Below are 24,868 nucleotides of genomic sequence, written 5' to 3'. Positions count from 1 at the left end.
AAGAATCCATGCCGACCCGAGGCCGGTCTCGGGTCGGCATGGATTGCCTTTGGGTGGGGGGCCATGCCGGCCGCGCGGTGGTAGGCCGGCATGGCGCTTCCCCCCTCAGCGTGGCCGGGTCAACCTAAACGCTCGGCAGGACAAGGCTGACCACGCCACGCAGTGCTAGCGGCTGGCTCACCACCACCAGTTCCACCACTGCTGCGCGGGCCCCCACCAGTGCCCGGGAGCCCAGAAGCCGCGACCAGGCGGGATGTTGCCCCAACCGTTGCCGGGATGACCCCACCATCCGACATCGGGGCCGTGCCAAACCGGGCCGGGAACCCAACCGGGGCCTTTACCCCAACCGGGACCAGGTCCGTGACCCCAACCGGGGCCGGGGCCAGGGCCATGGCCTCCGCCGCCATGGCCACCTCCACCCCCGCCGGGGCGGTCGGGGATCACGCCGGGGCTAAGCGGCGCGCCGCCGTGCGGCCCGGCGTTGTCGAAGCTTGTCGCTGGGGTCGGCGCCGGGACGGCTTGTGCCGCGGGTGCGCTGCCGACCAGCATCGCCCCGGCCAGCGCGCCGGCACCTACCGCGGCTGCCGCGGCGTTACGCATGGATCGCAGTGAAATCATTTCTCGACCTCCCTCCACGATCCGTCAAAAACTGATACTTAAAACGTTACCCACAAATTCTCAGGCAAACAACAGCCGATACGCAAATCACAGTAGTAAATTAGTTCGGCCTCGTATTTCAAGATATTTCCAAATACTGAGATCAGTAGAGTTAACTTTAGCGTCGCACCAGTAAGACAGCCATCTACTGACTTACTGAGGTACGTATCTCCGGCTTTACGTAACTCCTGAATTAATGCCGCGGTGCAATGGTAGTAAATTCGCGTTCGAGAATCGCACAGCGAACTTCGTAATTATGTCCTGCGGTTATCGCGGCCGTCCCCCGCCAGCCGGCCGGCTGCGTCGGTGGCTCGCGGCGCGACTCGGGGCGACTTTAGTGACAGAATCGGTAGCAGACACATACTGATTTACTGACTTGCCTCCACGAAGGGACGGCCGCCGCAGTGAGCTTCAACCCCAGCCGCACACCCGGCACGCCTTCGGACGATGCGACGACGACCGAGCGCCTAACGAGCTTCCGGCAACCGGGCGCCCCAAGGATCACCGGCCCAACCCCGCGGTCACGCGACGCAACCGAACGGCCGATCCGCATCCAGCGCACCCGGCGCACCGTGGATCTCCCGGCAGCCACACACCGGGCCCTCGACATTTGGCAACGGGACGCGGCCGACCGCCTCGGGGTCGCGAGGGTAACAGGACAAGAGGTCCTCACCGCGCTGATAGACCGGCTACTGGCCGACCCAAAGCTCGGGGCCGAGATCACCCGCGCCATCCAGGAACGGCGCTGAGCAGCCGCCCCGTGACCGGCCGCTAGTCGATCTCCATCTCCCGCAGCTCGCGCTTGAGCACCTTGCCCGTCGGGTTGCGCGGCAGCTCATCGAGGAAGACCACTTCCCGCGGCACCTTGTAGCGGGCCAGGTGGTCGCGCACGTAGTGCTTGACGGTGTCCTCGTCGAGGTCGGCGTCCTCCTTCTTGACCACGAAGGCGCGCAACCGATGACCCCACTCCTTGTCCTCGACACCGATGGCGGTGGCCTCCACGACGTCCGGATGCCCGCTGATCAGGTCCTCCACCTCGGCGGGGAAGACGTTCTCACCACCGGAGACGATCATCTCGTCGTCGCGACCGCTGACGTACAGCAGGCCGTGCTCGTCGAAGTACCCGACGTCGCCGGACGACATCAGGCCGTCGATGATCTGCTTGTGGCCGCCACCGGTGTAGCCCTCGAACGGAAACGCGTTGCCGACGAAGATCCGTCCCACCTCGCCCTGCGGCTTCTCGTTGCCGTTGTCGTCGAGGATCTTGACCTTGACGCCCTTGACCACCGGTCCGACCGTCGCCGCATTCTTTTCCAGGTCCTTGGGACCGGCGATGGTGGCGAACGCGATCTCGGTCGAGCCGTACATGTTGTAGATGACCGGACCGAAGTCCTTGAGCGCGCGGCTCGCCAGCTCGGCGCCCAGTTGCGACCCGGAGATGAAGATGATCTTCAGGCTGGACAGGTCGGGCTTCTTGTCCATCTTCTCGATCGCGTCCAGCAGCCGCGACAGCATCACCGGCACGACCACCATCGCCGTCGCCTTGTGCTTCTCGATGTCCTCCAGCACCAGCGGCGGCTTGAACTTGCGCCGCAGCACCAGCGTCGACCCCAGGAACATCGCGATGGTGCCGTGCAGAAAACCCAGCGCGTGGAACATCGGGGCGGGCAGCGAGGTCACCTCGCCCGCCTTGAACGGCACGTGCGACAGGATGCCCCCGATTGGCGCCAGCGTTGGCGGGGTGCTGCGGTTGGCGCCCTTGGGGGTGCCGGTGGTGCCGCTGGTCAGGATGATGATCGACGAGTGCTTGCTCGCCTTCGGGGCGGGCTTGTTGCTGCTGCGCTCGATCAGGTCGGCCAGCGTTTCGTCCTTACTTCCGGACGACTCGTCGCTGTCGGGGTTGGTCCCGAGGGCGCGCAGCTTGCCAAGCTCCGGCTCGGCTTTGCTGACGGCCTTGGTGTACTCGTCGTCGTAGATGATCAGCTTGGCGCCTTCGCGCTCCGACACCTCCTTGATCTGCGGGCCGGAGAACTCGCTGTTGAGCAGGATGATGCGCGCGCCGACCCGCGCTGCGCCGAAGTAGGCGATCAGGAACCAGCGGGTGTTGCGGGCCAGGATGGCGACGCCGTCGCCGCCCTTGACGCCCTTCTCGAGCAGCCCATTGGCCACCGCGTGCGCGGCCTCGTCGAGCTCGCGAAAACTGAATTCGCCGTCTTCGTCGATGCACGCCGCACGGTCCGGATGACGCCGGGCATTGAGCGACGGCAGCATGCCGAACTCGCCCCACTTGTAGATGTCGGCGGCCATCGCGGCGACGTTCTGCGGCGGCTCGATCCGGAATGCACCCGCTTCGAAGATCTTGCGCACGTAGTGCAGTTCGGCCGAACCGCGCTCGAGATACTGCTGAACTTTCGCCACGGTTTGCCCGGGCAGGCCGATGAGGTTAGGCATGACTTCACCATATGTGACGCAGGTCGCAATGGGCCGAGAAAATTTTCCCGGAATTACCATGAACCCCATGACCGCTCCGGTGTCACTCGACGTGGCCGGGCGCGAGGTCACCATTACCCATCCGGACAAAGTGGTCTTCCCCGGCGACGGCGGCGCGGGCCGCCACACCAAGCTCGACCTGGTCCGCTACTACCTATCCGTCGCCGACGGGGCGCTGCGCGGTGTCGCCGGCCGGCCGATGATTCTGAAGCGCTTCGTCAAGGGGATCTCGCAAGAGGCGGTGTTCCAGAAGCGTGCGCCCAAGAACAGGCCGGACTGGGTCGACGTCGCCGAGCTGCGCTACGCGTCGGGCACGTCGGCCGAGGAGGCCGTCATCCACGACCCCGCCGGGCTGGCGTGGGTCATCAATCTGGGTTGCGTGGACCTCAACCCGCATCCGGTGCAAGCCGTCGACCTCGATCACCCCGACGAATTGCGGGTCGACCTGGACCCGATGCCCGGGGTGTCCTGGCAACGGATCGTCGACGTCGCGCTGGTGGCCCGCGAGGTGCTGGAGGACTACGGGCTGACGCCGTGGCCGAAGACGTCCGGGTCGCGCGGCTTTCACATCTACGCGCGCATCGCACCCCGCTGGGGCTTCCGTCAGGTGCGGCTGGCGGCCCAAACCGTGGCCCGGGAGGTGGAGCGCCGGGCGCCCGAGGCGGCGACGAGCCGCTGGTGGAAGGAGGAGCGCGAGGGCGTCTTCGTCGACTTCAACCAGAACGCCAAGGACCGCACGGTCGCGTCGGCCTACTCGGTGCGGGCCACCGCCGATGCCCGGGTGTCGACGCCGCTGCATTGGGACGAGGTCGCCGGCTGTAAGCCCGAGGCGTTCACCATCGCCACCGTGCCGGACCGGCTGGCCGACCTCGGTGATCCGTGGGAGGCCATGGACGACGCCGTCGGCGAGCTGGATCGGTTGCTGATGCTGGCCGAGGAGCTGGGGCCGGCGGAGAAGGCCCCGCGAGGGGCGAAAGGCAGCGCGTCGCGCGGCGACGGCCGTCGCCAGTCCTCGAAGCCGCTCATCGAGATCGCCCGCACCAAAACCCGGGACGAGGCGATGGCCGCGCTGGACACCTGGCGCGGCCGCTACCCCGCCGTCGCCGACCGGCTGCACCCGGCCGACGTTCTGGTCGACGGGATGCGCGGGCCGAGCTCGATCTGGTACCGGATCCGGATCAACCTGCAGCACGTGCCGGCCGACCAGCGCCCGCCGCAGGAAGAGCTGATCGCCGACTACTCCCCGTGGGAGGGCTACACGCCGCCGGCTTCCAGACGGGGCGCCGCGGATGCGGGACAATCGCCTCATGCAGGCGACTGAGCCGCCCCTGGGTCTGCGGGAGCGCAAGAAGATCAAGACGCGCCAGGCCATCAGGCGCGCGGCGTTCCGCCTGATCGAGCAGAACGGCTACGCCGCCACCACCGTCGAGCAGATCGCAGAGGCCGCCGAGGTGTCGCCCAGCACCTTCTTCCGGTACTTCCCCTCCAAGGAGTCGTTGCTCTTGGCCGACGATCTGGACCCGCTGATATTGGCGGCCTTCGAGTCGGCGCCGCCCGACCTGTCGCTGATCCAGGCGTTTCGCCGGGCCTATCAGGACGTCATGGCGCAGCTTCCCGCCGACCAGCTGGAGTTCGAGAACACCCGGCAGCGGCTGATGTTCTCGATACCGGAACTCAAGGCGGCCATGTACGACGAGTACTACCGCACCGTCAACGTCATGGCCGAAGCGATAAGCCGCCGAATCGGCCGGCCCGCAAGCGATTTCGAGGTCCGGGTGTTCGTCGGTGCGCTGACAGGCGCGATGATGGCCGCCTTCGACAATGCGCCACAGACGGCCGAAACGGTCTATCGGGCCATGGACTTCGTCGATGCCGGGATGCCGCTGGGCTGAGCGGCTAAACCGCGCGGCGACGCAGGTGAGAGGGCGAAACGCGATACTCTCACGCGATGAAGAATCGGCGAGGATTCTTGCGGCTCGCCGGGGCCGCAGCGGCGGTCGGGGTCGCCGCCGTCTCGCCGGGTTGCTCGTCGCCCAGGCCGTCGCCGGGTTCCGCTCCCCGCGGATCGGTGACGGTCAGCCACCTGTTCGGCCAGACCGTCGTCAAAGAGCCACCCAAGCGCGTCGTCAGCGCCGGCTACACCGAACAAGACGACCTGCTCGCGGTGGGCGTGGTGCCCATCGCGGTCACCAATTGGTTCGGCGATCAACCGTTCGCCGTGTGGCCGTGGGCCCAGCCCAAACTCGGCGACGCACATCCGGTGGTGCTCAACCTCGACAACGGGATTCCGGTCGACCAGATCGCCGGGCTGAAACCCGATCTGATCGTGGCCGTCAATGCCGGGGTGGACGCCGACACCTATCAGAAGCTGTCGGCGATCGCCCCGACCATCGCGCAATCGGACGGCGACGCGTTCTTCGAGCCGTGGAAGGAGCAGGCCACCGCCATCGGGCAGGCGGTGTTCCAGGCCGACCAGATGAGGTCACTGATCGACGCCGTCGACAAACAGTTCGTCGCGGTCGCCCAGAAGTATCCGCAGTGGCAGGCCAAGAAGGCATTGTTGATGCAGGGCACGCTTTTTCAGGGCACGGTGGTCGCAACCACCGCGGGCTGGCGCACGGACTTCCTCAACCAGATGGGCCTCGTCATCGCCGACAGCATCAAACCGTTCAGCACCGATCATCGCGCCGTCATCCCGCGCGACCAGATCAAGACGGTGCTCAATTCCGCCGACGTGGTGATCTGGACGACGGAAAGCCCGGACGACCAAAAGGCGATACTCGCCGACCCCGAGGTGGCGGCTTCGCAGGCGACCGCGCAGAGTCGCCACATCTTCACCACCAAGGACCAGGCCGGGGCGATCGCGTTTTCCTCGCCGCTGAGCTACCCGTTGGTCGCCGACCAACTGCCCCCGCAGATCAGCAAGATCCTGGGTTAGATCCCACTGTTTGAGCGTTTGCTAAGGCACCTCTGGCAGTGCTCGAAAATCCCCCGGCATTCCCTCGACCTGCCCGGATTCCGAGGTTACCGTCGAGTAATGAGCGTGACTGACCTCAGCAGCGGCCTTTCCCGGGGCCTGCCCACGGAGCTGGTCGGCAACACCGTACTCGACTACGGCGACCGAGCTCTGATGGTGCAATGTGGCAGCACCGCAGAGGTATTGGCGTGGGCCGACGCGTTGCGCGCCGCGGCCCTGTCCGGCGTGGTCGACATCGTCCCGGCCGCGCGCACCGTGCTGGTGAAGCTCGACGGCCCGCGCAGCCAAGGCGTCATCCGGCGGCGTCTGCGCAAGATGCCGGTCACCGCCACCGAGACCGCCCCCGCGGATCGCCGTGCCGACGTGGTGATCGATGTCGTCTACGACGGCCCGGACCTCGCGGAGGTCGCCAGCCACACCGGGCTGTCCACCGCACAGGTGATCAACGCCCACACCTGCACCCTCTGGCGGGTCGGATTCAGCGGATTCGCACCGGGTTTCGCGTACCTGGTGGACGGCGATCCACGCCTGCGGGTACCGCGCCGCTCCGAGCCGCGCACCTCTGTGCCGGCGGGTTCGGTCGCCCTTGCCGGCGAATTCAGCGCGATATACCCACGCCAGTCGCCCGGCGGCTGGCAACTCATCGGCCACACCGACGCGGTGCTGTGGGACCTCGAGCGGCCCAATCCGGCGTTACTGACGCAGGGCATGTGGGTCCAGTTCCGCGCGGCATGACCAGGGAGGGCGCCGTGACAAATCCAGACATCCAGCTCGAAATCCTGCGCACCGGACCGCTGGCCGTCGTCCAGGACCTCGGGCGCGCCGGGCTGGCCCACCTCGGTGTCGGACGCTCCGGGGCCGCCGACCGCCGTTCGCACACACTGGCCAACCGGCTGGTCGCCAACCCCGACGACCGCGCCACCGTGGAGGTGACGTTCGGGGGATTGTGCGCCCGGGTCCGCGGCGGCGACGTCGACATCGCGGTGACGGGCGCCGACACCGACCCCACCGTCGACGGAATCACGTTCGGCACCAACAGCATTCAGCATGTTCGCGACGGTCAGGTGATCTCCCTGGGCGCCCCTCGAGCCGGACTGCGGACCTATCTGGCCGTGCGCGGCGGCATCTGTGTCGAACCGGTCCTGGGCTCGCGCAGCTACGACGTGATGTCCGCGATCGGCCCGTCGCCCCTCGCGGCTGGAGACCGGCTGCCGATCGGCGAGCACACCGACGACTACCCCGAACTCGACCAGGCGCCCGTGGCGGCGATTACCCGGCATCTGGTGGAACTGCGGGTGGTGCCCGGGCCGCGCGACGACTGGTTCGTCGATCCCGACGCACTGGTGCATACGATCTGGATGGCCTCGGACCGCAGCGACCGGGTGGGGATGCGGTTGGAGGGCCGCCCGCTGCAGTATCGCTACCCGGATCGCCAGCTGCCCAGCGAGGGTGCGACCCGGGGCGCAATTCAGGTGCCGCCCAACGGTTTACCGGTGATCCTGGGACCCGATCACCCGGTCACCGGCGGCTACCCCGTCGTCGGCGTGGTGATCGACGAGGACGTCGACAAGGTCGCCCAGGTGCGGCCGGGCCAGTACGTGCGGTTCCACTGGGCGCGGCCCCGCATTCCGGTCGGGGCCGGGGCGCAGGCGAGCTCGGCGGATTGGCAGTTCTCGTAGTACCAGGCTATGGACAGGGCTGGTAGACAAGGGGTGTGACCGCCCAGGTTCACACCGCTCGCCTGGTCCATACCGCCGATCTCGACATCGAGACTCGGCAAGACGTCTGCCAGATGGTCACCACCGCCTTCGCCGGCGACTTCACCGAAAACGATTGGGAGCACGCACTGGGCGGCATGCACGCCCTGATCTGTCGGCACGGCGCGATCATCGCGCACGCCGCGGTGGTGCAGCGGCGACTGCTCTACCGCGGAACCGCGTTGCGCTGCGGCTACGTCGAGGGTGTCGCGGTGCGGGAGGACTGCCGCGGCCAGGGCCTGGTGCACGCGCTGCTGGATGGCGTCGAGCAGGTGGTCCGCGGCGCGTACCAAGTGGGGGCCCTCAGTTCGTCGACCCGGGCGCGCGGGCTCTACGCGGCGCGCGGCTGGTTGCCCTGGCGCGGCCCCACGTCGGTACTGGCCCCGGCCGGACCGACCCGCACACCCGACGACGACGACACGATATTCGTGCTGCCGGTTGGAATCAGTCTGGATACCTCCGCGGACCTGATGTGCGATTGGCGCGCGGGAGACGTGTGGTAACTGCTATCGGGCGAAAGCCCTATAGCACGAAATGTATTGCAGCTCACACCGAATTCCACAGCGCGGCCTGCGTCATAGAGCGTTCGCCAATCCGCTTGTCCTTCAGCGATTTACCAGACAACTGGAATTCAATTGACAGGCGATTTCGGCGGAATCGAGTTGACTGGTTTCCGTCGCGAATGTGAGCATCGAAACCTGCGGCGCACGACGCGGCCGCCTTACCGCGCCAACCCAAATCCCGTCCACGAAAGGCGAATACCGCATGGGCCGCAGCCACCGCATCACGGACTGGGATCCCGAAGACACCGCGGCCTGGGAGGCGGGCGACAACAAAATCGCCCGCCGCAATCTGTTGTGCACGATGGCGGGTGACCACGCCGCGTTTTCCATTTGGTCGCTGTGGTCGGTGATGGCGCTGTTCATGCCCGCGTCCGTGTATGGCTTTTCAGCGGGCGACAAGCTGTTGCTCGGTGCCGTCGCGACGCTGGTCGGAGGTTGCGCTCGCATCCCTTACACCCTGGGCATCGCGTCCTTTGGTGGCCGCAACTGGACGACCTTTTCCGCTTTCGTGCTGCTGATCCCCACCGTCGGCACCATCGTGCTGCTGGCCAATCCCGGCCTGCCGCTGTGGCCCTATGTCGTGTGCGCCGCGCTGACCGGGCTGGGCGGCGGCAACTACGCGGCCTCGCTGGCCAACGTCAACGCCTTCTACCCCCAGCGCCTCAAGGGCGCCGCGCTCGCGATCAATGCCGGCGTCGGCAACCTCGGCGTCGCGGTGATCCAACTGGTCGGCCTGCTGGTGCTCGCCACGGCCGGTCACCAAGCGCCGTACATCGTCTGCGCGGTGTATCTGGTCCTACTCGCGATCGTCGGCATCGCGGCCGCGCTGTGGATGGACAACCTCGACCACGGCATCGAGGTGCACACCATGCGCTCGGTCCTCTTCGAACGCGACACCTATGTGATCTCGCTGCTCTACATCTGCACCTTCGGCTCCTGGATCGGATTCGCCTTCGCGTTCGGCCAGGTACTGCAGGTCAACTTCGTCGCCAGCGGCGAAAGCGCGTCGCACGCATCGCTGCACGCCGCGCAGATCGCTTTCGTCGGACCGCTGCTGGGATCGCTGGCGCGGATTTACGGCGGGAGGCTCGCCGACCGGTTCGGCGGCAGCCGGGTCACCCTCGGCGTCCTCGCCGGCATGATCCTGGGCGCCGGGTTGCTGGTCACCATCAGTACGCTCGACGACCGCAGCGGCCGCGGCGGTCCCTTCGCGATGATCGGCTATGTCGTCGGCTTCGTCGTGCTGTTCATCCTGTCGGGGATGGGCAATGGCTCGGTGTTCAAGATGATCCCGTCGGTCTTCGAGGCGCGCAGTCGCTCGCTCGACGCCGGCGAGGCACAACGCCGGCACTGGTCGCGCGCGATGTCGGGATCGCTGATCGGTTGGTGCGCCGCGGTCGGCGCGCTCGGCGGCGTCGGGATCAACTTGGCGCTGCGCGAGTCCTACCTCCGCAGCGGCACCGAAACGTCGGCGTATTGGTTGTTCCTCGCGTCCTATGTGGTGGCCGCGATCCTGACGTGGACCACCTATGTTCGCCGGCCGGTCAGCGCGTCGAGCGTCGGCGGACCGGCGCTCGACGCCGAGCCGGCACGGGTGTGACGGTGGTCGCAGCGAGGGCAATGCGTCAGAAATTGTGCGGTAACGCGGCGGAAACGTCCTAGGCATACACAGTTGATATGGCCCAGCAGCCCTCTGCGCCACTGACCGGCTATCGCATCGCGGTGACGTCCGCGCGCCGCGCCGAGGAGCTGTCCGCGCTGCTGCGCCGCAACGGAGCCGAGGTCTTCAGCGCGCCCGCGATCAACATGATCGCACTGCCCGACGACGATGAATTACACGGCAACACCGAGGCGTTGATCGCCAAGCCACCCGACATTCTGGTCGCGCACACCGGCATCGGCATGCGCGGCTGGCTGGCCGCCGCCGAGGGGTGGGGGCTGGGCCATCAGCTCGTCGAGGCGCTGACGTCGGCCCGGATCGTGGCGCGCGGACCGAAGGCGACCGGTGCGCTGCGCGCCGCCGGGCTGCACGAGGAATGGTCGCCGAAATCCGAATCCTCCACCGAGTTGCTGAAATACCTGCTCGAATCCGACATCTCGGGCATGCGGGTGGCGGTCCAACTGCACGGCGCGGCCGACGCCTGGGACCCGTTCCCGGAATTTGTCGGCGGATTGCGTTCGGCGGGCGCGGAAGTGGTGCCCATCCGGGTGTACCGGTGGAAACCGACGCCGTTGGGCGGCGAGTTCGACCAGCTGGTCACCGAGCTTGCGCGACGGCAATTCGATGCCGTCGCGTTCACGTCGGCGCCGGCCGCGGCGGCGGTGCTGGAGCGCAGCCGCGACTTGGACATCGAGGACCAACTGCTGAAGGCCCTGCGCACCGACGTGCACGCGATGTGCGTGGGCCCGGTGACCTCCCAGCCGCTGATGCGACAGGGCGTCCCGACGTCGTCCCCCGAACGAATGCGGTTGGGGGCCTTGGCCCGCCACATCGCCGAAGAGCTGCCGCTGCTGGGCTCATGCAACGTGAAGGCCGCCGGTCACCGCGTGGATATCCGGGGAACCTGCGCTCTGGTGGACGGTTCGGTCAAATCGCTGTCGGGGTCCGGGATGGCGATCCTTCGTGCGCTGGCGCAACGGCCGGGTGATGTCGTCGCCCGCGACGACCTGTTACGGGTGCTGCCCGGCACCAGCAACGACCCGCACGCCGTGGACACGGCGGTGCTGCGGTTGCGGACGGCCCTGGGCGACAGGAACATTGTCGCGACGGTGGTCAAGCGCGGCTACCGGCTGGCCGTCGACGAACCGGCTGGACTGGCATGAACCTGATACTGACCGCACACGGCACCCGCGCACCGGGCGGCGTCGCGATGATCGGAGACCTTGCGGCGCAAGTGAGTACGCTGCTGGACCGGACGGTGCAGGTGGCGTTCGTCGACGTGTTGGGGCCCACGCCCAGCGAGGTGCTCTCGCAGGCCACAGATGGACGGCGCGCCATTGTGGTGCCGGCGTTTTTGTCTCGCGGATATCACGTGCGCACCGATCTGCCCGCCCACGTGACGGCCAGCGGGCATTCCAACGTCGTCGTCACCCCGGCGCTGGGGCCGAGCGGCGAGATCGCGCGGATTGTCTTTTACCAGCTGATGGAATCGGGTTGGCGTCCGGGCGATTCCGTGATCCTCGGTGCGGCGGGCACCTCCGATTCCCGGGCGCGCGCGGACCTGCACACCACCGCGACATTGTTGTCGGCGCTCACCGGATCACGGGTGACGCTGGGCTTCGCGGCCACCGGCGGTCCCTATGTGCATGAGGCGGTCGAGCACGCTCGCCGCGACGGCGCCCGTCGGATCGCGGTCGCCTCGTACTTGTTGGCCGACGGGCTGTTTCAGCAACGGCTCCATGATTGCGGCGCCGACGTCGTCAGCCGACCGCTCGGCACCCATCCCGGCCTGGCGCGGTTGATCGCGAACCGATTCCGTAGGGCCGTGCCGCACCCGAGCCAACGGCCGCGGCTGAGGTCGAAATCCGTGGAGCACAAAGCCTTGCACCCGAGGCGCGCCGAGGCTCGCAACGCTTGATCTTTGCTTGCTGACGGGTGATCCTGGCACCATGTCCCGTCGCGAAGAGCCGTCGCGTGGGCTCCTTGACCCGGTCGCCAAGATGCTGCGTTTGCCGTTTGGCACACCGGAGTTCATCGATCGGATCGTCACCGGCGGGGCCAATCAGGTGGGCCGCCGAACGCTGCACATGCTGATCACGACCTGGGATGCCGCCGGCGGCGGCCCGTTCGCTGCGAGCGCGGTCGCGTCGACCGGCATGGCCAAGACCGCCGAAATCGTCCAAGGCATGTTCATCGGCCCGGTTTTCGGACCGCTGCTGAAAATCCTGGGCGCCGACAAGGTCGCCGTGCGGGCGTCGCTGTGCGCGTCCCAGCTGGTCGGTCTGGGCATCCTGCGCTACGGCGTCCGATCCGAGCCGCTGCACTCGATGTCGGTGGACGCGCTCGTTGACGCGATCGGGCCGACGATGCAGCGCTACCTAGTCGGGGATATCGACTAATCGATCAGGGGGTCACGCGCGCGATCTCGATGAGGCGATCATCCGTGACGCGCACCGGGTACACCGGCACCGAGACCTCCGGATCGTCCAGGCAAATGCCGTCCTCGAGCGCGAAAGCCTGCTTGAGGATGGGGGATTGGACGGTGGCGCGGCCACCGCGGTCCCCGACGATGCCGCGCGAGATCACCGCCGCGCCGGAGAACGGGTCGACGTTGCCGACCGCGTGCACTGATCCGTCGTCCAGCCGGAACAGTGCCACCTGCGAGCCGTCGTCGAGCAGCACGCCGACACCGCGACCCGGAATGAGGTGGTCGTAGGCGCAGGCGATGGTCCACACCTGAATGTCGTTGAGAAGTGTCATAGTTCCTCCCTCGTCACCCGCGGACCCGCGGCATCCCAATAGGCACAGGTACTTTGCGACCGGCGCGCTCGGTGAACGCCACCGTCGAGTCGACGGCGTCTGGGGCGTTGACGAAGGACACGAACCGCGACATCTTGTCCGGGTCCTCCAGCACGCCTTTCCATTCGCACTTGTAGTTCTGCACGTGCCGCGCCATCGCGGCTTCGAATTCCTCGGCGAGTCCCAGCGAGTCGTCGCACACGACCTCGCGCACGTGATCGAGCCCGCCTTCGAGCGATTCGACCCAGGGCGCGGTGCGCTGCAGCCGGTCGGCGGTGCGGATGTAGTACATCAAGAACCGGTCGATGTAGCGGACTAGCGTCTCGGTGTCGAGGTCGCTGGCCAGCAGCTGCGCATGCCTGGGAGTCATGCCGCCGTTGCCGGCGACGTAAAGGTTCCACCCCTGCTCGGTCGCGATGACGCCGACGTCCTTGCTGCGCGCCTCGGCACACTCGCGCGCGCAACCCGAGACGCCGAGCTTGATCTTGTGCGGCGCCCGCAGGCCCCGGTAGCGCAGCTCGAGGTCGATGGCCAGCTGCACCGAATCCTGCTGCCCGTAACGGCACCAGTCGCTGCCCACGCAACTCTTCACCGTGCGCAGCGCCTTGCCGTAGGCGTGGCCGGATTCCATGCCGCCGTCGACGAGCCGCTTCCAGATCTGCGGCAGCTGATCTACCCGCGCGCCGAACAGATCGATCCGCTGGCCGCCGGTGATCTTGGTGTAGAGCCCGAAGTCCTGGGCGATCTGGCCGATCAGGATCAGATGCTCCGGCTTGATGTCGCCGCCGGGGACCCGCGGCACCACCGAGTAGCTACCGTTCTTCTGAATGTTGGCCAGGAAGTGGTCGTTCGAATCTTGCAGCGACGCCTGCTCGCCATCGAGGATGTGCTCGGAGCCGGTCGAAGCGAGGATGGACGCGACCACGGGCTTGCAGATGTCGCAACCCTTTCCGCGACCGAAGCGCTCCAGCAGGCCCGAGAAGGTCCTGATCTCGGTGGCGGAGATGATCTCGAAAAGTTCGGCACGCGACTGGCTGAAGTGTTCGCACAGCGCCTTGGACTGTTCCACGCCCTCGGCTTCCAACAGCTGCTTGAGCAGCGGCACGCACGACCCGCACGAGGTGCCGGCCGCGGTGCACGACTTCAGCGACGGAACATCGGCGCAGCCGTCGGCGATCGCGCACTTCAGCTCGCCCTTGGTGACGTTGTTGCACGAGCAGATCTGCGCCGCGTCCGGCAGCGCCCCGACCCCCAAAGCCGAAGCACCCCCGGCGGATTGCGCCGGGGCGATCAGCGCCAGCGGATCCCCGGGCAGCTCGCTACCGACCATCGGCCGCAACACCCCGTACGACGAGGCATCGCCCACCAACACCCCGCCCAGCAGGGTTTTGGCGTCATCGGAGAGCACCAGCTTCGCGTATGTCTGGTTCACCGCGTCGTTGATGGCGACCTCGAGGCAGTTCTCGGTCGTCCCCATGGCGTCACCGAAGCTGGCGACGTCGACACCCAGCAGCTTGAGCTTGGTCGACAGGTCCGCATCGGGAAACTCCGCGGCGCCGTCTAGCAGCCGGTCCACCACAACCTCGGCGGAGGTGTAGCCGGGGCCGACCAGGCCGTAGCAGCGCCCCTCGATCGCGGCGACCTCACCGATGGCGTATATGTCGGGATCGCTTGTCTGGCAAGACAAATCGGTCATCACGCCGCCCCGCTCGGCGATCGTCAGCCCGGCGGCCCTGGCCAACTCGTCGCGGGGCCGGATGCCGGCCGCGAAGATCACCAGGCCAGCGTCGATGACGTCGCCGTCGCTCAGGCGTACCCGCACCGAGGTCGAGCCGTCCGGATGCTGGATGTCTTCGATCGAGTCGGTGCCCGTGCCGACGTGTACCGCGATCCCAAGCTCGGTGATCATCCGGGCCAGCAGCGCGCCACCGGCCTCGTCGATCTGTTGAGCCATCAGTCGCGGCATCATCTCGATGACGTGTGTCTGCAACCCGAACTGGCGCAGCGCATTCGCGGCCTCGAGTCCCAGCAGGCCGCCGCCGATCACAACGCCGGCCAGGTTGTGAGCGCAGTCACGGGCGCGCTCGGCGCCGGCGCGGATGGCGTCGAGGTCGTCGAGGGTGCGGTAGACGTGGCACGCGGGCAGGTCGTGACCCGGCACCGGCGGCACGAAGGCGAACGAGCCGGTGGCCAGCACCAGGGCGTCGTAGCTGTGCCGTTGGCCGTCCGCGGTGATCACCGACTTTGTCGCGCGGTCGATTTCGGTCACGCGCGTGTTCAGCAACAGGCGCACCCGCTCGTCGCCGGAGTAGTCGTTACCGGGCAGGGCCAGCAGGCCGCGGTCCCAGCTTTCGGTGTACGACGTCAGGCCGACACGGTCGTAAGCCGCATCGGCCTCCTCGGCCAAAACCGTAACCCGCCAAGACCCGTCGGCGTCGCGGGCGCGGAGCGCCTCGACGAAGCGGTGCCCCACCATGCCGTGCCCGACCACGATGATGTGGCGCGCGGCACAGGGTGCGGACGGGGTTCCGACGGAAGCCATGCCAAGAGAGTAGAAGCGAGAAATTAAGGAAACGTCGCTCAATGTGACACTCGTATGACGGCCACCTCACACCTCACGCGCGCCGTTGTGAACGTGTTCTCTCACGGTGAACGGCCAGGTGGAACTTTAGCGTGACCGACTCAAGTTTGTACTAGTAGCCGGCCGGCAAGGCGCCGGTCACAGCAAACTCACAACAGAGCTCAAGGAGACGGACATGAGTAACCTCGCATTGTGGTCGCGACCGGCCTGGGACACCGACCGGTGGCTGCGTGACTTTTTCGGTCCCGCCGCGACGGCGGACTGGTTCAAGCCGGTAACCAGTGGCTTTACACCCGCCGCGGAGATCGTCAAGGAGGGCAACGACGCGGTGGTGCGTCTGGAACTGCCCGGTGTCGACGTCGAGAAGGACGTCAACGTCGAGGTGGAGAATGGCCGCTTGGTCATCCATGGCGAACACCGTGACGAGCGCTCCGAGGAGGAGAACGGCCGCACGTTGCGTGAGATTCGTTACGGTTCGTTCCGCCGGTCGTTCCGGCTGCCCGGCCACGTCACCAGCGAGGCCGTCGCGGCTTCGTATGACGCCGGCGTGCTGACGGTCCGGGTCACCGGCGCCTACGCGGGGGCCCAGCCGCAGCGCATCGCGATCAGCAAGTAATTCCGGCAATCAAGTGTGAATCCGGCGGGGCCGCAACAGCTTCGCCGGATTCACCGTTTCCGGAGAACACCAAAACCTTTGATCGACAACGACTTCCGTTGTCAGATCAACCCCAGCGGGCGAGCAACTCGCGCGCCCGGCCCGCGAGCGCGGCCTGCAGGAACGGGCCGAAGCTGATCCGGCCGACGCCCAGCGGGCCGAATGACGCCGGGTCATCCTGGTCGGGCAGCGCGATCGCGTTGATCGGCAGCGGCAACTCGGTGGCCAAGCGCCGCAACGTCTCCGGGTCGTGACGCCCCACCGGGTAGAGGACATCGGCACCCGCGGCGGCGGCCTCGGTCAGCCGCGCCACGGCCCGGTCGACGCGGTCGGCGTCGTCGCCGTCCTTGCGCAGGAAGAGATCGGTGCGGGCGTTGATCACCATATGGACGCCGGCGGCGTCGGCGGCCGACCGCAGCGCACCCACCAGTTCGGCGTGCTCGGCGGCGGACCGCAGCCGCTTGCCCTCGGAGTGCACGGTGTCCTCGATGTTCAGTCCGACGGCGCCCACGCTGAGCAGGCCCTCGATCAGCCGCCCGGCCGGCTGGCCGTAGCCGGACTCGATGTCCACCGATACCGGGGCGTCGACGGCCGCGGTGATCTGGGCGACCCGGGCCAGGACGTCGTCGAACGACATGCCCTCGCCGTCGGGTTTGCCGATCGAGTCCGCGAGCGGATGGCTGCCCACGGTCAGCGCGACGAATCCGGCGTCCGTGGCGAGGCGCGCCGACCAGGCGTCCCACACCGTCGGAAGGATGACCGGGTCGCCCGGCCGATGCAGTTCGAGCAGCGCCGCGGCGCGGCGCGCCAGTGCGGTCTGACCTGTCATGGTGTTTGCCCCCTGGGCGTGCGGAGTGACCTGCCTCACGCGCGGTCGGTGGGGTGGATAGTATCGGGAGCGTACTGTGATCCGTAACACCCTTCTGCCCTAGGAGATCCGTTGTCGAGCCCCGCTGACACCACCGAACTCGCCGAACTGCACGACCTCATCGGCGGTTTGCGGCGGTGCGTCAGCTCCCTGAAGGCGCGCTATGGCGACAGCCCGGCGCTGCGCCGCATCGTGATCGACGCCGACCGGATCCTGTCCGACATCGAACTGCTCGATACCGACGTCTCCGAATTGGATTTGGCTCGCGCCACGGTGCAGCAGTCCGGCGAGAAGATCACCATTCCCGACACCCAGTACGACACCGACTTCTGGCGCGATGTCGACGACGAGGGTGTCGGGGGTCACAGCAGGTCCTGACAACCAAGCCCCCCGTAAAAGGGAGGGCTCTCTCTGTGTACCCTTCGACCAGACAGCCCGTTCGAAGAGGAACACTAGATGAGCGCACCAACGGCGAACCGTCCTGCGTCCGGCGTTTTCTCAGCCACCCGCGCGCAATTGCCCGAAAGGACACTTCGCACCGACCGCTGGTGGCAGCCCCCGCTGGTGACCAACCTCGGTCTGTTGGCGTTCATCCTCTACGCGACCACCCGCGCTTTCTGGGGCAATAGCTATTGGGTGGACAAATACCACTACCTGACGCCGTTCTACTCGCCGTGCGTCAGCGCGTCCTGCGAGCCGGGTGCCAGCCATCTGGGCGTCTGGTTCGGCCATTTCCCGTGGTGGATTCCGTTGGGAATGCTGGTATTACCGTTCCTGCTCGGGTTCCGGATCACCTGCTACTACTACCGGAAGGCCTACTACCGTTCGGTGTGGCAGTCGCCCACGGCATGCGCGGTGCCCGAACCGCGGGCCCACTACACCGGTGAGACCCGGCTCCCGCTGATCATTCAGAACAGCCACCGCTACTTCTTCTATGTCGCGCTGGTGGTCTCGTTGATCAACACCTACGACGCGATCATGGCGTTCCACTCCCCCTCCGGATTCGGATTCGGTTTGGGCAACGTCATTCTGGTGACCAACGTGCTGCTGCTCTGGGCCTACACCGTGTCCTGCCATTCGTGCCGGCACGTCACCGGCGGGCGGCTCAAGCATTTCTCCAAACACCCGGTGCGGTACTGGATCTGGACACAGGTCAGCAAGCTGAACACCCGGCACATGCAATTCGCATGGATCACGCTGGGGACGCTGGCGCTCACCGACTTCTACATCATGCTGGTGGCCAGCGGCACCATCACCGACTTGAGATTTGTTGGCTGATAAGCCAATTCGCCGATTACTAGATTAGAAAAGCTGAGCGAGGTTTCATGACTGAGGTCGAGCGGCACAACTACGACGTCGTCGTCATTGGTGCCGGCGGCGCGGGTCTGCGCGCGGTCATCGAGGCGCGCGAGCGTGGCCTCAAGGTCGCGGTGGTGAGCAAATCCCTGTTCGGCAAGGCCCACACCGTGATGGCCGAGGGTGGCTGCGCGGCGTCCATGGGCAACACCAATCCCAAGGACAATTGGAAGACCCACTTCGGCGACACCATGCGCGGCGGGAAGTTCCTCAACAACTGGCGGATGGCAGAGCTGCACGCCAAGGAGGCACCCGACCGGGTCTGGGAGCTGGAGACCTACGGCGCGCTGTTCGACCGCACGAAGGACGGAAAGATCAGCCAGCGCAACTTCGGCGGCCACACCTACCCCCGGCTGGCACACGTCGGCGACCGCACCGGCCTCGAGCTGATCCGCACGATGCAGCAGAAGATCGTCTCGCTGCAGCAGGAGGATTACGCCGAACTCGGTGACTACGAGGCGCGGATCAAGGTGTTCGCCGAGTGCACGATCACCGAGCTACTCAAAGACGGCGACGTGATCTCCGGGGCCTTCGGTTACTGGCGCGAAAGCGGGCGGTTCGTCGTGTTCGAGGCCCCGGCCGTGGTGCTGGCCACTGGCGGAATCGGCAAGTCGTTCAAGGTGACCTCGAACTCCTGGGAGTACACCGGTGACGGCCATGCGCTGGCGCTCCGGGCCGGCGCGTCGCTGATCAACATGGAGTTCGTGCAATTCCACCCGACGGGCATGGTGTGGCCGCCGAGTGTGAAGGGGATCCTGGTCACCGAAGGCGTCCGCGGTGACGGCGGCGTGCTGAAGAGCTCCGACGGCAAGCGGTTCATGTTCGAATACATCCCGCCGGTGTTCAAGGGCCAGTACGCCGAAACCGAGCAAGAGGCCGACCAGTGGCTCAAGGACAACGACTCGGCCCGTCGTACCCCCGATCTGTTGCCCCGCGACGAGGTCGCGCGCGCGATCAACTCGGAGGTCAAAGCTGGCCGCGGCACCCCACATGGCGGGGTCTACCTCGACATCGCATCCCGGCTCACGCCCGAGGAGATCAAGCGGCGGCTGCCGTCGATGTATCACCAGTTCAAGGAGCTGGCCGGGGTCGACATCACCAAGGAGGCAATGGAAGTCGGGCCGACCTGTCACTACGTGATGGGCGGTGTCGAGGTCGACGCCGACACCGGTGCGGCCACGGTCCCCGGGCTGTTCGCCGCCGGCGAGTGCTCCGGCGGCATGCACGGCTCCAACCGGCTGGGCGGTAACTCGCTGTCGGACTTGCTGGTGTTCGGCCGCCGCGCTGGCCTCGGCGCCGCTGACTACGCGCGGGCGCTCAGCAGCCGCCCGGCCGTCTCCGAGGAGGCGATCGAGGCGGCCGCGAAAAGGGCGCTGGCCCCGTTCGCGGGACCGACGAATGGCGCCGCCGCCGAGAACCCCTACACGCTGCAGCTCGAACTGCAGCAGTCGATGAACGACCTGGTGGGCATCATCCGCAAGGAGGACGAGATCTCCCAGGCGCTCGAGCGGCTCGCCAAGCTTCGCGAGCGGTTCAAGAACCTGCACGTGGAAGGCCACCGCCAGTACAACCCGGGCTGGAATCTGGCCATCGACCTGCGCAACATGCTGCTGGTCAGCGAGTGCGTCGCGAAGGCCGCACTGGCGCGCACCGAGAGCCGCGGCGGGCACACCCGCGACGACCACCCATCGATGGATGCGTCCTGGCGCAAGGTGTTGCTGGTCTGCCGCGCGGCTGGCGGGGATGCGGTGATTCCCGACATCGAGATCACTCGCGAAGACCAGGTTCCGATGCGGGCCGATCTGCTGGAGCTCTTCGAGATCTCCGAGCTGGAGAAGTACTTCACCGACGACGAGCTGGCCGAGCACCCAGGACGGAGAGGCGAATGACCTACAACGCGACCATGCGGGTGTGGCGCGGCGACGAGGCCGGCGGCGAGCTGCAGGACTTCACGGTTGAGGTCAACGAGGGCGAGGTGGTGCTCGACATCATCCATCGCCTGCAGCAGACGCAGACACCCGACCTCGCGGTGCGGTGGAATTGCAAGGCGGGCAAGTGCGGATCCTGCTCCGCGGAGATCAACGGCATGCCGCGGCTGATGTGCATGACCCGGATGTCCACGTTCGCCGAGGACGAGATCGTGACCGTCACGCCGCTGCGGACCTTCCCGGTGATTCGTGATCTGGTCACCGACGTCTCGTTCAACTACGAAAAGGCGCGCGAGATCCCGTCTTTCACGCCACCCAAGGAACTGCAGCCCGGCGAGTACCGCATGGCGCAGGTCGACGTCCAGCGCTCGCAGGAATTCCGCAAGTGCATCGAATGCTTCCTGTGCCAGAACGTCTGCCACGTGGTCCGCGACCACGAAGAGAACAAGAAGGCGTTCGCCGGGCCGCGCTTCTTGATGCGCATCGCCGAGCTGGAGATGCATCCGCTGGACACCCGGGACCGGCGCAACGACGCGCAGCAGGAGCACGGTTTGGGCTACTGCAACATCACCAAGTGCTGCACCGAGGTCTGCCCGGAAAACATCAAGATCACCGACAACGCGCTGATCCCGATGAAGGAACGCGTCGCCGACCGCAAGTACGACCCCGTGGTGTGGTTGGGCAACAAGCTGTTTCGCCGCTGAGCGGTTTCAGGCGCCGAGGCGCCGGAACCCGCTGCGGTGAAACACAATCGGCGCAACCTCGGCGTCCACCGTCACCTCGCTGACGCGCAGCACCACGATGGTGTGATCCCCGGCCGGGATCATCTGCTCGATCGCGCTCTCCAGCCACAGGCCCGTGCCCTTGATGAAGACCGCGCCGGTGGTGGTGGACACCGTCTCCAGCCCCGCGAACCTGTCGCCGGTCTTGGCGGCCAGGGTGCGCGCGGCCTCGTCATGGGCCTCACCGAGCACGCTGATGCCCAGCATCGGCAGGTCCTTGAGCTTGGGCCACGTCGTCGACGTGTTCTGCACACAGAACGACACCAGCGGCGGGTCCAGCGAGACGGGGACAAAGGTACTGGCCGCCAGCCCTTCCCGGATTCCGTTGATCTCGGCGGCGATCGCCACCACACCGGACGGGAAATGCCCGAAGGCCTCGCGAAGTGAGGACGGGGTCAGCTTCTTCGTTGAGTTCACCGGAGTTGATTCGCCCCTCGAGCCGACGACGGATTTCTCCTACCCGACCCTACTGGACGAGTATCCGTGCGCGTCAGCCACATCCGGGTGCGCCCGCAGTCTGCTCTTCCAGGCGTTGCGGCCGTAAACAGCGAAGATCGGATCCGACGGGTCCTCGGTTGCGGACCAGCGCGCGTCGGTGCGCGCCGCGAGTTCGGCGGGTAGCGACAGCACCGGTATCTGCGCATCGAGTCGCGGATTGAAGAAGAACGGCACCGAGATCCGCTCGGCCGCCGCCCCGCTCAGACTGACCCGGTGCTCGGTGGCGCGCAAATAGCCGTCCGTCGCGACCTCGAGCAGCTCGCCGATGTTGACGATGAACGCACCCTCGAGTGGTGGCACGTCGATCCAGCCGTCGTCGTCGGGTCCCCGGCCGCGTCGCACCTGCAAGCCCCCGCTGCCCGGCTCGGCCAGCAGCAGCGTCAGCACCCCGGCGTCGCGATGGGCACCCACGCCCTGCGGGCTGGACGCGCGGGCCGGATAGCGGATGATCTTGATCAGCGTGGCCGGCGTCTCGGCGAAGGCCGCGTCGAACGCGTCGGGCGGGCTGCCCAGCGAGGCCGCCCAGTGCCGGAGCAACGTGCGCGCGACCGAGGACAGTGCGGCGTCCCACTCGTCGACGATTCCGGGCAACTCGGGCAGCCCCGCGGGCCACTGGTTCGGCCCTTGCAGCCACAGGTAGTCCGGCTTGCCCGGCCCGCCGATCGACGGGCGTTCCGGTCCGATGTCGATCTGCTCGCGCCAGTCCACCTCGCCGCGGGTCAGCTCGCCGCCCAGCCGGGTGTAGCCGCGAAAGTGCGGACTGCGGACCATCGCCACGGCGTCTTTGTCGGCCTGCGGCAGCGCGAACAACTTGCGGGCGGCGTCGAGCACGCGGCGCGCCAGCGCCTGCGGCACGCCATGGCCGACCAGATAGAAGAACCCCACCTCATGGGCGGCCTCGCGGAGGCTGCTGCGAAGTTCGCCGGGAGTGTGTCGCAGGTCCACCACGGGTACCGCCGTGGCGCGTCCCACACTGGTCATCCGTCCACCATAACCGCAGGTAGAAGCGGCACCGCAACGCTTCCCAACCAGTTGGTTAATTAGATGGTGAAATCTAGCTCACACTCGCTTGCATCGGGCCGTCCAACCGCTATAGTTTGGCTGTGTTACTGGTGGGTAACTTAGCCCAAGTACCCAACCACAACGTGGCAATTCTCAATGAGGAGGAGAGTAGTGAGCCACTACAAGAGCAACGTCCGTGACCAGGTATTCAACCTGTTCGAGGTGTTGGGCGTTGACAAGGCATTAGGCCAAGGCGAGTACGGCGACATCGACGCCGAAACCGCCCAGGAAATGCTCAACGAGATCAGCCGGCTGGCCGAGGGGCCCATCGCGGAATCATTCGTCGAGGGCGACCGCAACCCGCCGGTCTTCGACCCCGCGACGCACTCCGTGACGCTTCCGGAATCCTTCAAGAAGTCGGTCCACGCCGTTCTGGAAGCCGGTTGGGACAAGGTCGGCCTCGAAGAGGCGCTTGGCGGGACCCCGTTGCCCAAGGCGCTGCTGTGGGCGCTGCACGAGCACATGCTGGGCGCCAACCCGGCGGTCTGGATGTACGCCGGCGGCGCTGGATTCGCCAACATCCTGTATCACCTCGGCACCGAGGAGCAGAAGAAGTGGGCCGTGATCGCCGCCGAACGCGGCTGGGGATCGACCATGGTGCTCACCGAGCCGGACGCCGGTTCGGACGTGGGCGCCGGGCGGACCAAGGCCGTCCAGCAGGAGGACGGCTCCTGGCACATCGAGGGCGTCAAGCGGTTCATCACCTCGGGTGACTCGGGCGATCTGTTCGAGAACATCTTCCACCTGGTGCTGGCCCGCCCCGAGGGCGCCGGTCCCGGCACCAAGGGCCTGTCGCTGTTCTTCGTGCCCAAGTTCCTGTTCGACTTCGAGACCGGCGAGATCGGCGAGCGGAACGGCGTGTTCGTCACCAACGTCGAGCACAAGATGGGCCTGAAGGTCTCGGCGACCTGTGAACTGTCGCTGGGCCAGCACGACGTGCCCGCCAAGGGCTGGCTGGTCGGCGAGGTGCACAACGGCATCGCGCAGATGTTCGATGTCATCGAGCAGGCCCGGATGATGGTCGGCACCAAGGCGATTGCCACCCTGTCGACCGGTTACCTCAACGCGCTGGAGTACGCGAAGTCGCGCGTGCAGGGCGCCGACATGACCCAGATGACCGACAAGACCGCACCGCGGGTGACCATCACGCATCATCCCGACGTGCGGCGGTCGCTGATGACCCAGAAGGCCTACGCCGAGGGTCTGCGTGCGCTGTACCTCTACACCGCGACGTTCCAGGACGCGGCGGTCGCGGAGGCGCTGCACGGTATCGACGCCGACTTGGCCGTCAAGATCAACGATCTGATGCTGCCGGTGGTCAAGGGCGTGGGCTCCGAGCAGGCCTACGCGAAGCTGACCGAGAGCCTGCAAACGTTCGGTGGGTCCGGCTTCCTGCAGGACTACCCGATCGAGCAGTACATCCGCGACGCCAAGATCGACTCCCTCTACGAGGGCACCACCGCCATCCAGGCGCAGGACTTCTTCTTCCGCAAGATCGTCCGCGACAAGGGTGTGGCGCTAGCTCACGTGTCGGGTGAGATCCAGAAGTTCGTCGACAGCGAGTCCGGCAACGGGCGGCTGAAGACCGAGCGCGAGCTGCTGGGCAAGGCCCTGGCCGACGTGCAGGCCATGGCGACCAGCCTGACCGGCTACCTGATGGCCGCCCAGGAGGACGTCAGCAGCCTCTACAAGGTGGGCCTGGGCTCGGTGCGGTTCCTGATGAGCGTCGGTGACCTGATCATCGGCTGGTTGCTGCAGCGTCAGGCCGCGGTGGCCGTCCAGGCGCTCGACGAGGGTGCGAGCGGCGCCGAGCGGTCCTTCTACGAGGGCAAGATCGCGGTGGCCGCGTTCTTCGCGAAGAACTTCCTGCCGCTGTTGGCCAGCACCCGCGAGGTGATCGAGACGCTGGACAACGACATCATGGAGCTCGACGAGGCAGCCTTCTAGGTCGCTTCAAACAAGGTCCCCCGTTTCGACAGCGAAGCGGGGGATCTTGTGTTTGGGCGTGTGTGTTCGGGGCGCACGAAAAAGGCCGCCGCTGGATCCCCTCACTCCAGCGGCGGCCCTTCTCGTACGCCCGTCGTGCGTCTCTGACCGGCGGTCGCCTATGGGATACCCCGTGTTGCCGTCGGGGTCGGGGGGTCAGACCACAACACGGGGTTATCCGGCACATCGGATACCCAGGCGATTGCGTTACTAATCGACTGTGACGAAAATCATTTGCCCTGGCAGGCG

Annotated in this window: 24 protein-coding genes; 17 read left to right on the top strand and 7 right to left on the bottom strand. The window is 66.8% G+C overall.

All coding sequences use genetic code 11. The annotated features are described in order from the left end of the window. Window positions 1-177 precede the first annotated feature (177 nt). Entirely contained in the window at window positions 178-600 is a 423-nt protein-coding gene (locus tag A5747_RS24795; protein WP_233148004.1) for a hypothetical protein, read from the bottom strand. Window positions 601-1,061: 461 nt separating this feature from the next. Between A5747_RS24795 and A5747_RS10065 the strand changes: the two genes are divergently transcribed. Then, window positions 1,062-1,406 carry an ATPase gene (locus A5747_RS10065; RefSeq protein ID WP_233148003.1) on the top strand — a complete coding sequence of 115 codons (345 nt, stop codon included), beginning with the start codon at window positions 1,062-1,064 and terminating at the stop codon, window positions 1,404-1,406. 22 nt (window positions 1,407-1,428) lie between these two features. Here A5747_RS10065 and fadD2 read toward each other — a convergent pair whose 3' ends face one another. Beyond that, entirely contained in the window at window positions 1,429-3,108 is a 1,680-nt protein-coding gene (gene fadD2, locus A5747_RS10060; protein WP_076123663.1) for a long-chain-fatty-acid--CoA ligase FadD2, read from the bottom strand. A 58-nt stretch (window positions 3,109-3,166) separates the two neighbouring features. Here fadD2 and A5747_RS10055 point away from each other — a divergent pair, with 58 nt between their 5' ends. From A5747_RS10055 to A5747_RS10010, 10 genes are all read left to right on the top strand, one after another. Next, window positions 3,167-4,468, top strand: a complete 1,302-nt coding sequence (locus A5747_RS10055) for a DNA polymerase domain-containing protein (protein WP_076123662.1) — start codon at window positions 3,167-3,169, stop codon at window positions 4,466-4,468. Beyond that, on the top strand, window positions 4,455-5,039 hold the full coding sequence (locus A5747_RS10050; RefSeq protein ID WP_076123661.1) for a TetR family transcriptional regulator: 585 nt from the start codon (window positions 4,455-4,457) through the stop codon (window positions 5,037-5,039). The genes A5747_RS10055 and A5747_RS10050 overlap by 14 nt, the downstream gene beginning before the upstream one ends. Window positions 5,040-5,095: 56 nt before the next feature. After that, the gene (locus A5747_RS10045; protein ID WP_076123660.1) at window positions 5,096-6,085 is read left to right on the top strand and encodes an ABC transporter substrate-binding protein; all 990 of its coding nucleotides are present in this window, start codon (window positions 5,096-5,098) and stop codon (window positions 6,083-6,085) included. Between the two features lie 99 nt (window positions 6,086-6,184). After that, window positions 6,185-6,859: an allophanate hydrolase subunit 1 gene (locus A5747_RS10040; protein ID WP_076123659.1), complete on the top strand. Its 675-nt coding sequence runs from the start codon at window positions 6,185-6,187 to the stop codon at window positions 6,857-6,859. A gap of 29 nt (window positions 6,860-6,888) precedes the next feature. Next, window positions 6,889-7,803 (top strand): 5-oxoprolinase/urea amidolyase family protein, encoded by a 915-nt coding sequence (locus A5747_RS10035; protein WP_233148006.1) that lies wholly within the window; start codon window positions 6,889-6,891, stop codon window positions 7,801-7,803. 35 nt (window positions 7,804-7,838) lie between these two features. Further along, window positions 7,839-8,384 carry a GNAT family N-acetyltransferase gene (locus A5747_RS10030; RefSeq protein WP_076123657.1) on the top strand — a complete coding sequence of 182 codons (546 nt, stop codon included), beginning with the start codon at window positions 7,839-7,841 and terminating at the stop codon, window positions 8,382-8,384. 262 nt (window positions 8,385-8,646) lie between these two features. Further along, window positions 8,647-10,044: a NarK/NasA family nitrate transporter gene (locus A5747_RS10025; RefSeq protein ID WP_076123698.1), complete on the top strand. Its 1,398-nt coding sequence runs from the start codon at window positions 8,647-8,649 to the stop codon at window positions 10,042-10,044. A 77-nt stretch (window positions 10,045-10,121) separates the two neighbouring features. Beyond that, window positions 10,122-11,267: a uroporphyrinogen-III synthase gene (locus A5747_RS10020; RefSeq protein WP_076123656.1), complete on the top strand. Its 1,146-nt coding sequence runs from the start codon at window positions 10,122-10,124 to the stop codon at window positions 11,265-11,267. Beyond that, window positions 11,264-12,022 carry a sirohydrochlorin chelatase gene (locus A5747_RS10015; RefSeq protein WP_076123655.1) on the top strand — a complete coding sequence of 253 codons (759 nt, stop codon included), beginning with the start codon at window positions 11,264-11,266 and terminating at the stop codon, window positions 12,020-12,022. Before A5747_RS10020 ends, A5747_RS10015 begins: the two co-directional genes overlap by 4 nt. A gap of 31 nt (window positions 12,023-12,053) precedes the next feature. Further along, window positions 12,054-12,503, top strand: coding sequence for a hypothetical protein (locus tag A5747_RS10010; protein ID WP_076058296.1), 450 nt, complete (start codon window positions 12,054-12,056; stop codon window positions 12,501-12,503). Window positions 12,504-12,507: 4 nt separating this feature from the next. Here the strand turns inward: A5747_RS10010 and nirD are convergent, their stop codons facing one another. Together nirD and nirB are read right to left on the bottom strand one after the other, a co-directional pair. Next, entirely contained in the window at window positions 12,508-12,864 is a 357-nt protein-coding gene (gene nirD, locus A5747_RS10005; RefSeq protein ID WP_076123654.1) for a nitrite reductase small subunit NirD, read from the bottom strand. Between the two features lie 13 nt (window positions 12,865-12,877). After that, window positions 12,878-15,445: a nitrite reductase large subunit NirB gene (gene nirB / locus A5747_RS10000; protein ID WP_076123653.1), complete on the bottom strand. Its 2,568-nt coding sequence runs from the start codon at window positions 15,443-15,445 to the stop codon at window positions 12,878-12,880. 214 nt (window positions 15,446-15,659) lie between these two features. On the opposite strand from nirB, the gene A5747_RS09995 reads away from it, so the two are divergent. After that, complete coding sequence (locus tag A5747_RS09995; RefSeq protein WP_076123652.1) at window positions 15,660-16,100, top strand: Hsp20/alpha crystallin family protein; 441 nt, start codon at window positions 15,660-15,662, stop codon at window positions 16,098-16,100. Window positions 16,101-16,206: 106 nt separating this feature from the next. Here A5747_RS09995 and A5747_RS09990 read toward each other — a convergent pair whose 3' ends face one another. Next, the gene (locus A5747_RS09990; RefSeq protein WP_076123651.1) at window positions 16,207-16,968 is read right to left on the bottom strand and encodes an isocitrate lyase/phosphoenolpyruvate mutase family protein; all 762 of its coding nucleotides are present in this window, start codon (window positions 16,966-16,968) and stop codon (window positions 16,207-16,209) included. 111 nt (window positions 16,969-17,079) lie between these two features. Here A5747_RS09990 and A5747_RS09985 point away from each other — a divergent pair, with 111 nt between their 5' ends. The 4 genes from A5747_RS09985 to A5747_RS09970 all read left to right on the top strand — a co-directional run bounded on the left by A5747_RS09985 (window position 17,080) and on the right by A5747_RS09970 (window position 20,995). Further along, window positions 17,080-17,385 (top strand): hypothetical protein, encoded by a 306-nt coding sequence (locus tag A5747_RS09985; RefSeq protein WP_076123650.1) that lies wholly within the window; start codon window positions 17,080-17,082, stop codon window positions 17,383-17,385. A 78-nt stretch (window positions 17,386-17,463) separates the two neighbouring features. Next, window positions 17,464-18,285 (top strand): hypothetical protein, encoded by an 822-nt coding sequence (locus A5747_RS09980; protein WP_076123649.1) that lies wholly within the window; start codon window positions 17,464-17,466, stop codon window positions 18,283-18,285. 47 nt (window positions 18,286-18,332) lie between these two features. After that, the gene (locus A5747_RS09975) at window positions 18,333-20,252 is read left to right on the top strand and encodes a fumarate reductase/succinate dehydrogenase flavoprotein subunit (protein WP_076123648.1); all 1,920 of its coding nucleotides are present in this window, start codon (window positions 18,333-18,335) and stop codon (window positions 20,250-20,252) included. Continuing rightward, window positions 20,249-20,995 carry a succinate dehydrogenase/fumarate reductase iron-sulfur subunit gene (locus A5747_RS09970; RefSeq protein ID WP_076123647.1) on the top strand — a complete coding sequence of 249 codons (747 nt, stop codon included), beginning with the start codon at window positions 20,249-20,251 and terminating at the stop codon, window positions 20,993-20,995. Before A5747_RS09975 ends, A5747_RS09970 begins: the two co-directional genes overlap by 4 nt. Window positions 20,996-21,001: 6 nt before the next feature. On the opposite strand, the gene A5747_RS09965 is transcribed toward A5747_RS09970, so the two are convergent. Continuing rightward, window positions 21,002-21,490 carry a flavin reductase family protein gene (locus A5747_RS09965; protein WP_076123646.1) on the bottom strand — a complete coding sequence of 163 codons (489 nt, stop codon included), beginning with the start codon at window positions 21,488-21,490 and terminating at the stop codon, window positions 21,002-21,004. A gap of 39 nt (window positions 21,491-21,529) precedes the next feature. Continuing rightward, window positions 21,530-22,552 carry an isopenicillin N synthase family oxygenase gene (locus A5747_RS09960; protein ID WP_076123645.1) on the bottom strand — a complete coding sequence of 341 codons (1,023 nt, stop codon included), beginning with the start codon at window positions 22,550-22,552 and terminating at the stop codon, window positions 21,530-21,532. A gap of 192 nt (window positions 22,553-22,744) precedes the next feature. Between A5747_RS09960 and A5747_RS09955 the strand changes: the two genes are divergently transcribed. Next, complete coding sequence (locus A5747_RS09955) at window positions 22,745-24,580, top strand: acyl-CoA dehydrogenase (protein WP_076123644.1); 1,836 nt, start codon at window positions 22,745-22,747, stop codon at window positions 24,578-24,580. The last annotated feature ends 288 nt before the right edge of the window (window positions 24,581-24,868 follow it).

This window comes from Mycobacterium sp. IS-836 (assembly GCF_001954275.1).
Classification (GTDB): domain Bacteria; phylum Actinomycetota; class Actinomycetes; order Mycobacteriales; family Mycobacteriaceae; genus Mycobacterium.
Note: the sequence above shows the minus strand (reverse complement) of the source record. Positions and strands in the feature narration are given on the sequence as shown.

What these genes read in the sequence shown, in the direction of transcription:
- A5747_RS24795 (WP_233148004.1), bottom strand. Translation starts at nt 600, where the DNA reads ATGCGTAACGCCGCGGCAGCCGCGGTAGGTGCCGGCGCGCTGGCCGGG.
- fadD2 (WP_076123663.1), bottom strand. Translation starts at nt 3,108, where the DNA reads ATGCCTAACCTCATCGGCCTGCCCGGGCAAACCGTGGCGAAAGTTCAG.
- A5747_RS10055 (WP_076123662.1), top strand. Translation starts at nt 3,167, where the DNA reads ATGAACCCCATGACCGCTCCGGTGTCACTCGACGTGGCCGGGCGCGAG.
- A5747_RS10050 (WP_076123661.1), top strand. Translation starts at nt 4,455, where the DNA reads ATGCAGGCGACTGAGCCGCCCCTGGGTCTGCGGGAGCGCAAGAAGATC.
- A5747_RS10045 (WP_076123660.1), top strand. Translation starts at nt 5,096, where the DNA reads ATGAAGAATCGGCGAGGATTCTTGCGGCTCGCCGGGGCCGCAGCGGCG.
- A5747_RS10040 (WP_076123659.1), top strand. Translation starts at nt 6,185, where the DNA reads ATGAGCGTGACTGACCTCAGCAGCGGCCTTTCCCGGGGCCTGCCCACG.
- A5747_RS10025 (WP_076123698.1), top strand. Translation starts at nt 8,647, where the DNA reads ATGGGCCGCAGCCACCGCATCACGGACTGGGATCCCGAAGACACCGCG.
- A5747_RS10020 (WP_076123656.1), top strand. Translation starts at nt 10,122, where the DNA reads ATGGCCCAGCAGCCCTCTGCGCCACTGACCGGCTATCGCATCGCGGTG.
- A5747_RS10015 (WP_076123655.1), top strand. Translation starts at nt 11,264, where the DNA reads ATGAACCTGATACTGACCGCACACGGCACCCGCGCACCGGGCGGCGTC.
- A5747_RS10010 (WP_076058296.1), top strand. Translation starts at nt 12,054, where the DNA reads ATGTCCCGTCGCGAAGAGCCGTCGCGTGGGCTCCTTGACCCGGTCGCC.
- nirD (WP_076123654.1), bottom strand. Translation starts at nt 12,864, where the DNA reads ATGACACTTCTCAACGACATTCAGGTGTGGACCATCGCCTGCGCCTAC.
- nirB (WP_076123653.1), bottom strand. Translation starts at nt 15,445, where the DNA reads ATGGCTTCCGTCGGAACCCCGTCCGCACCCTGTGCCGCGCGCCACATC.
- A5747_RS09995 (WP_076123652.1), top strand. Translation starts at nt 15,660, where the DNA reads ATGAGTAACCTCGCATTGTGGTCGCGACCGGCCTGGGACACCGACCGG.
- A5747_RS09990 (WP_076123651.1), bottom strand. Translation starts at nt 16,968, where the DNA reads ATGACAGGTCAGACCGCACTGGCGCGCCGCGCCGCGGCGCTGCTCGAA.
- A5747_RS09980 (WP_076123649.1), top strand. Translation starts at nt 17,464, where the DNA reads ATGAGCGCACCAACGGCGAACCGTCCTGCGTCCGGCGTTTTCTCAGCC.
- A5747_RS09975 (WP_076123648.1), top strand. Translation starts at nt 18,333, where the DNA reads ATGACTGAGGTCGAGCGGCACAACTACGACGTCGTCGTCATTGGTGCC.
- A5747_RS09970 (WP_076123647.1), top strand. Translation starts at nt 20,249, where the DNA reads ATGACCTACAACGCGACCATGCGGGTGTGGCGCGGCGACGAGGCCGGC.
- A5747_RS09960 (WP_076123645.1), bottom strand. Translation starts at nt 22,552, where the DNA reads ATGACCAGTGTGGGACGCGCCACGGCGGTACCCGTGGTGGACCTGCGA.